Raw genomic sequence first — 632 nt, 5'->3', positions numbered from 1 at the left:
GTGAAAACTACGTGCCACGTCTGGTTGAGCTGCGCAAGAGCAAGGGCATGACCGAAGTGGTCGCGCGCGAGCAGCTGGAAGACAACGTGGTGCTCGGCACCCTGATGCTGGAACAAGGCGAAGTCGACGGCCTGGTCTCCGAACACCCCTCCCCACCCGGAGAACGGGAGGTTCGAGGTGAGGATCAGCGACGCGTGCTCGTAGCGGGAGGACACCAGCTGAAAGAACAAGTTCGCCGCGTCTTGCTCGAACGGGAGGTAGCCGACTTCGTCGACGATGACCAGCCCGTAACGCCGCAGCCTCGCGAGCTCTTGGGGGAGCCGGCCTTGCCGGTGCGCGTCGGTGAGGCGGGTGACCCAGTCCGTCGCGGTCGCGAACAGCACCCGATGCCCGTGCCGGGCGGCGACGATCCCCAACGCGATCGCCAAATGCGTCTTCCCCGTTCCGGGCGGGCCGAGCAGCACCACGTTCTGCGCTTCCAGGAGGAACCCGCCGGAGGCGAGTTGCGCGATCTGCTGCCGGGCTGGGGGCTGCGCGTCCCAGTCGAAGTCCTCCAGTGTCTTCCGTGCCGGGAACCCGGCGGGCTTGATCCGCAGCTCCGCGCCGGACGCGTTGCGCGCCGACACCTCGCG

General features: G+C 67.9%; 1 pseudogene. It reads right to left on the bottom strand.

The annotated features are described in order from the left end of the window. Nucleotides 1-164: 164 nt before the first annotated feature. Nucleotides 165-626: pseudogene (locus ABD944_RS42175) on the bottom strand (ATP-binding protein); the annotation flags it as partial. Nucleotides 627-632: the final 6 nt, after the last annotated feature.

It is taken from the genome of Actinomadura verrucosospora, from assembly GCF_039540335.1.
In the GTDB taxonomy this organism is placed as follows: domain Bacteria; phylum Actinomycetota; class Actinomycetes; order Streptosporangiales; family Streptosporangiaceae; genus Spirillospora; species Spirillospora verrucosospora.
Note: the sequence above shows the minus strand (reverse complement) of the source record. Positions and strands in the feature narration are given on the sequence as shown.